We start from the raw sequence: 5290 nt of genomic DNA, 5'->3' as shown, positions 1-5290 counted from the left end.
CCACCTGGGCGGATTCTCGGTGGCCAGCTTCGCGATCTACGCGGCGCTGCTGTTCGTCATCGGGGCCACCACGGCCACCGGCATTGTCGAGGGGGCCCGGCGCGGGAAGAACGCGCTGGCCCTGTACCTGATCTACGGCGCCTTCATCCTGGCGCTGATCCCGCTGGCCTCGGTGATCTACACCGTGCTGGAAAAGGGCCTGCCGGGGATGAGCCTGCACTTCTTGACCAGTTCAATGAACGGGGTCACCGGTGCGGTGGACAACCAGAGCGTCGCCGAGGGCGGGCCGGTCGTCGGCGGGGCGTACCACGCGCTGATGGGCACCTTGCTGATCACCCTGTGGGCGACCATCATCTCGGTGCCGGTGGGCATGCTCACCGCCATCTACCTGGTCGAATACTCCAAGGGCGGGCTGCTGTCCCGGGCGATCACATTCTTCGTTGACGTGATGACCGGCATCCCCTCGATCGTGGCCGGCCTGTTCGCCGCCGCGTTCTTCGGGGTGATCCTGGGTCCCAACGCTCGCATGGGCATTGTCGCGGCCGTCGCGCTGAGCGTGCTGATGATCCCCACGGTGGTGCGTTCCACCGAGGAAATGCTCAAGATCGTGCCGAACGAGCTGCGTGAGGCTCCTACGCGTTGGGCGTGCGCCGCTGGCGCACCATCCTGAAGGTGGTCATCCCCACCGCGATCTCCGGCATCGCTCCGGCGTCACCCTGGCCATTGCCCGGGTGATTGGTGAGACCGCCCCGATCCTGGTCACCGCTGGCATCGCCAGCAACATCAACCTGAACGTGTTCGCCAACTGGATGTCCACGTTGCCCACGTTCATCTACTACCAGATCCTGACCCCGACCAGCCCGACGAACATCGACCCGTCAATCCAGCGTGCCTGGGCCGCTGCCCTGCTGCTGATCCTGATGGTGATGGCGCTGAACCTCGTCGCCCGCCTGGTCGCCTCGATCTTCGCCCCCAAGAAGGGCCGTTGAGCCGCACCGGCTCCGGACCTGTCACCCACAGTTTTTCCAAAGGACCCAACCACCATGTCAAAGCGCATCGACGTCAAAGACCTGAACGTCTACTACTCCAAATTCCTGGCCGTGCAGGATGTAAACATCAACATCGCCGCCAAATCCGTCACCGCCTTCATCGGCCCCTCCGGCTGCGGCAAGTCCACCTTCCTGCGCACCTGAACCGCATGCACGAAGTGATTCCCGGCGGCCGCGTCGAGGGTGAGGTGCTGCTGGACGGGGACAACCTCTATGAGGCCGGGGTGGACCCGGTGACCGTGCGCAGCCAGATTGGGATGGTCTTCCAGCGCCCGAACCCGTTCCCGACCATGTCCATCCGCGACAACGTACTGGCCGGGGTGAAGCTGAACGGCAAGAAGATCTCCCGCTCGGATGCCGAGGCGCTGGTGGAGAAGTCGCTGCGCGGGGCCAACCTGTGGAACGAGGTCAAGGACCGCCTGGACAAGCCCGGCTCCGGCCTTTCCGGTGGCCAGCAGCAGCGTTTGTGCATTGCCCGCACCATTGCGGTCAAGCCGAACGTGATCCTGATGGATGAGCCCTGTTCGGCCCTGGACCCGATTTCCACGCTGGCGATCGAGGACCTGATCAATGAGCTGAAGAACGACTACACCGTGGTGATCGTGACCCACAATATGCAGCAGGCGGCCCGGGTGAGCGACAAGACCGCGTTCTTCAACATTGCCGGCACCGGCAAGCCGGGCAAGCTCATCGAGTACAACGACACCGCTACCATTTTCTCCAACCCTGCCCAGAAGGCCACCGAGGACTACGTCTCGGGCCGCTTCGGTAGCGCGGAAGCACAGAATTCGTCCGCTGCCGTTGGCGGCGGGCGGTCCGGAAGGGGGTCTTCCGGGGGATCCTGGAGGGGATCAGGCCGGTGGCCCACCCGCGTGCGGGTGGGCCACCGGCTGTTTAAGACGCACTATCATCGAGTAACTTTTGGAACGACGAACTTCTCAGGTCGGACTTCAAGTGACATTGAAACCCGTTTCTACTGCAACAATTAAACTTGGCGTACTGATCGGCTGCTCGCTCATATCTTTATCGACGCTTACTGGGTGTAGCTCTAACATGGCTAGCTCAGTGGAAAACGGTGGTGCAGTTGCTGTGAAGCCTGAACAAACTCAGGAACAGGATGTTCTTTCGTTGACTCCGGATGCACTTGAGCTTCCTCCAGTCCTCCAGTTCGAGCAAAAAGAGGTTCGATCATTTGCTGTTGACTGGAAGCATCCTAATGGAGAGGTTAGTCGGCTACAAGAGGATCTTGAAGTCCCTAATGTACGCACCACAGAAGGTTCTCTAGAGCTGCTGATAGACGGAACCGTTCAGCCAGTCTCGCTCGTGTTATCGATTTATCAAACGAATATCAGGGACATTGACCCGACGGGGGACCCAGACTTAGTTGTAGATTGTTTGAAAGCTGATTCACTATGTGATTTTGCCATGAGTGGCGGTAATACCGGCATGCTTCGAATTGATCAGCTTGAAGACGAAGAGATGGTCATGAGCTTGCAAGCTGAGTATTATGCTGATCCTTCCTTAAATGCCGAAAGATTTGTCAATACTATCGGGTGGATTTTTTCTTTGAACTAAAGCTCAAGACTGCTGACCGTATTTCTTGGCGCAGAACAGCGACCGTGCATCCAACTCATGGGGTGGATGTACGGTCGCTGTTTTAGCTTAATGTTGTTCCGAAAGTCGTTGCTCTGTGAACAATCCTGCCGGGGGTGGGACATAAGGCAACGGTTGACCTTTTTTGGACTTGTTCTCGTCGGCGTCCGCTGCCGAGGAAAACGGTCCGTCCGGGTCCAGCAATACCGCCATATGGTGGTCCGCGTGGTCTCGCCACCACACGCTCATGCCGGTGCTGGGGTCCATGCGCAGGTGCTCCCAGGAACGCCATAATGCTTCCAGACGGATCACTGCCTCGTCGTATTCCCACCACCGGGCAGCCCAGACCCGTGCGCGGCCGTTAATCGCCCGGCGATAGACATTGCGCAGGTACTCACGAACAAACTCATCGACGGAACCGTAGTAGAGGGTTTCCTCCGGTTCCTCCTCGCCGTCGTCGTCCTGGCCTTCGTCGGCCGCCTGGTTGGCCTCGACCTGTTCGGTCACGGCGGCCACTGCCGCCTGGCCGGCTCGCTGCCTGAGGGATTCCAACAACTCCTCAGTTAGTGCTTCATCGACCGCGGCCGTGGCCACGTCATTGACCTGCTTGCGGACCGAGGCTTTGACCGCCGCATCGACGTATTCACCGGCAAGCCCGCCAATGTCGAGCCCAAACACTCGCCCAGGCGAGCTGGATGTATCCGTGACAGCGGAAGCTGCCCCTCGTTTTCGGTGTATTCGTCCTCTCCCCAGTCGCTCATGATGCGCCCTCCGTGCTCAATGCGGATTCAATCACCGAGAGTTCCTTCTCGGCTTCGGGGTCATGGGCCAGGATGGATGCCCGCACGGCGTCGGCGTGCGGGTCAGCCATCCATGGCTGCGTGCGGATCAGCGTGGGCCGGTTGCCCGAGGACAACACCACAGCGCATCCCTTGGGCATGGCCGCCAGGTCGTCCACGTCCAAGATGCGCTCACGGTGAAGCTGCTGCGACACGGTGCGCTGTCCGCGTCCGTATGAGGTGGAGGAAGTCAGGCGGTCATAGTCACCGATCATGCGGACAAGGTCTTCGAGGAAGCTGCCGTCATGGGTGGTGCCACCGCCGCCGTAGACGCGGATATTCGATGCGCTCCACAGCTTCTTCATCCCTGATTTACCCCATACCTCGATGCCCTGGGACCAGCTCTGCAGAGTGGTCATGAGGATGATTCCGCGGGAACCATAGTGGCTGTAGAGGTTCGGCAGATCGCGCCACCGGCAGACGTTGGCGGCCTCGTCGAGCACTCCCACCAGAGGAGTCTTTAGCCGGCTCCGGGCGGAGCGAGCTGCCAGCTCCTCGACGGCTTCCACAACTGCAACCGTCAGGGCACAATCGGTCGAGGGGAACGGTGTTGAGATGGTTAGAGCGGCGGCGAAGTTCCGCTGGGACAGGGCACTGTTTGGAGGCCTACCGGCGACGCTGATCGCTGTGTCGCTGGCCTGCGCGCTACTGCTGGCACTGGGCATGGGAGTGTTTTTCGGGCTGAGCACCGCGGGGATTGGCCAGTGCTCGGCGCGGTATTAGGGGCGCTGATGGTGCTTTACATGACCGTTGCCCTTTGCTGGGTGCTGTGCGTGGAACGCAAGACGCTGGCCGCAGCCATCGAAGATGTCGCGTCCTCGGTCGAAAGCCACCGGTACGGCCGGGCGGCCAGCGCCGTGTTTACCGACCTGCTGCTGGTGGCAGTGCTGCTGGCGATACTTGACTTCGCCGCCCACTACCGCTCGCCAAGACGGGCCGAAGGCTGATGCGGAACCACTTGGCCGAATTCCGCAGGGTCCTGGGGCTGTCCCAGTCGGCGCTCGCCCAGGCGCTGGCGACTGGCGGAAGACGTTGATTTCATCGCAGAAAGGTCGGTATGCCCCGTCCCTTCCGCCGGCCTTCCGGCTGACGAGCTGTTTCGAATGCGCCATCGAGGAATTGTTCATCCCCGAGCCCCGGGACTGGCTTTGGGACTACAGCTGGGTCAGGGGATAGGCCGCCAGCGCCAGGACGGCGCCGCCTAGGACACACACCACCGGGGTGGCCAGCCAGTGGCCCACGACCCGCATGACGTTGCGCCAGATCACCGACTCAAAGGCTGGTTGGCGCCGGCACCGACTATTGCGCTGGTCACCGACTGGTTGGTGGACAGCGGCAGGTGCAGCAGCAGGGCGCCGACATACAGCAGCCCCGCGGCCACCCCCTGGGCGACCATGCCGCGCAGCGGGTCGATCTTCACCAGCCGGTGCTCCAGGGTATGGGTGATCCGCCAGCCGCCCAGCAACACCCCGAGGCCAGGAAGGCGGCCGCGGTCAGTTGCAGGCCCAGGGGTGGTTCCCGGCTCCATGGACTGGGCGGTAATGAATACCAGCATCAGCATGGCCCCGGAACGCTGTCCGTCTTGGAGCCCCAGCCCCAGGGCCACCGCGCAGGCGCCCAGGGCTTGGCCGGCTCGTGAACGGGCGCTGACATTGCGCGCCGTTTCGTGGCGGATCAGCCAGGTGGCGGGCAGGACCAGGAAATAGGCCAGTAGGTAGGCGACAATTGGGGTGACCACCAGCGGCAGCAGTACGCCGCTGGCCAGGATGTCCAGGCCGCTGCCGCCGGGCAGGGCCCCCAGCAGCACCG

General features: G+C 62.1%; 5 protein-coding genes and 2 pseudogenes. 4 read left to right on the top strand and 3 right to left on the bottom strand.

Going from position 1 to position 5290, the window contains the following annotated elements; translation table 11 throughout:
• The 3 genes and pseudogenes from pstA to JCM19049_RS19380 all read left to right on the top strand — a co-directional run.
• Nucleotides 1-989, top strand: a pseudogene (gene pstA / locus JCM19049_RS07750) (phosphate ABC transporter permease PstA); the annotation flags it as partial.
• A 54-nt stretch (nucleotides 990-1043) separates the two neighbouring features.
• A pseudogene (pstB, locus tag JCM19049_RS07745) lies at nucleotides 1044-1819 on the top strand (phosphate ABC transporter ATP-binding protein PstB); the annotation flags it as partial.
• A 295-nt stretch (nucleotides 1820-2114) separates the two neighbouring features.
• Nucleotides 2115-2624: a hypothetical protein gene (locus JCM19049_RS19380; protein ID WP_279402716.1), complete on the top strand. Its 510-nt coding sequence runs from the start codon at nucleotides 2115-2117 to the stop codon at nucleotides 2622-2624.
• An 87-nt stretch (nucleotides 2625-2711) separates the two neighbouring features.
• On the opposite strand, the gene JCM19049_RS07740 is transcribed toward JCM19049_RS19380, so the two are convergent.
• A complete protein-coding gene (locus tag JCM19049_RS07740) occupies nucleotides 2712-3320 on the bottom strand; it encodes a DUF4913 domain-containing protein (protein WP_279402715.1) in 609 nt (202 codons plus the stop codon).
• A gap of 79 nt (nucleotides 3321-3399) precedes the next feature.
• Entirely contained in the window at nucleotides 3400-3930 is a 531-nt protein-coding gene (locus tag JCM19049_RS07735) for a TraG/TraD/VirD4 family protein (RefSeq protein ID WP_279402714.1), read from the bottom strand.
• 294 nt (nucleotides 3931-4224) lie between these two features.
• On the opposite strand from JCM19049_RS07735, the gene JCM19049_RS07725 reads away from it, so the two are divergent.
• Nucleotides 4225-4428 (top strand): hypothetical protein, encoded by a 204-nt coding sequence (locus JCM19049_RS07725; protein WP_054821300.1) that lies wholly within the window; start codon nucleotides 4225-4227, stop codon nucleotides 4426-4428.
• A gap of 317 nt (nucleotides 4429-4745) precedes the next feature.
• Here JCM19049_RS07725 and JCM19049_RS07720 read toward each other — a convergent pair.
• Nucleotides 4746-5290 (bottom strand): inorganic phosphate transporter (locus JCM19049_RS07720; RefSeq protein ID WP_279402713.1); only part of this gene is annotated, 545 nt, incomplete at its 5' end.

The sequence above is a fragment of the Arthrobacter sp. JCM 19049 genome (assembly GCF_001310435.1).
This window is presented reverse-complemented; position numbering and strand designations above follow the sequence as displayed.

Bases quoted from the DNA above. Each gene is read 5' to 3' on its own strand.
- JCM19049_RS07725 (WP_054821300.1), top strand. From the start codon at position 4,225: ATGACCGTTGCCCTTTGCTGGGTGCTGTGCGTGGAACGCAAGACGCTG.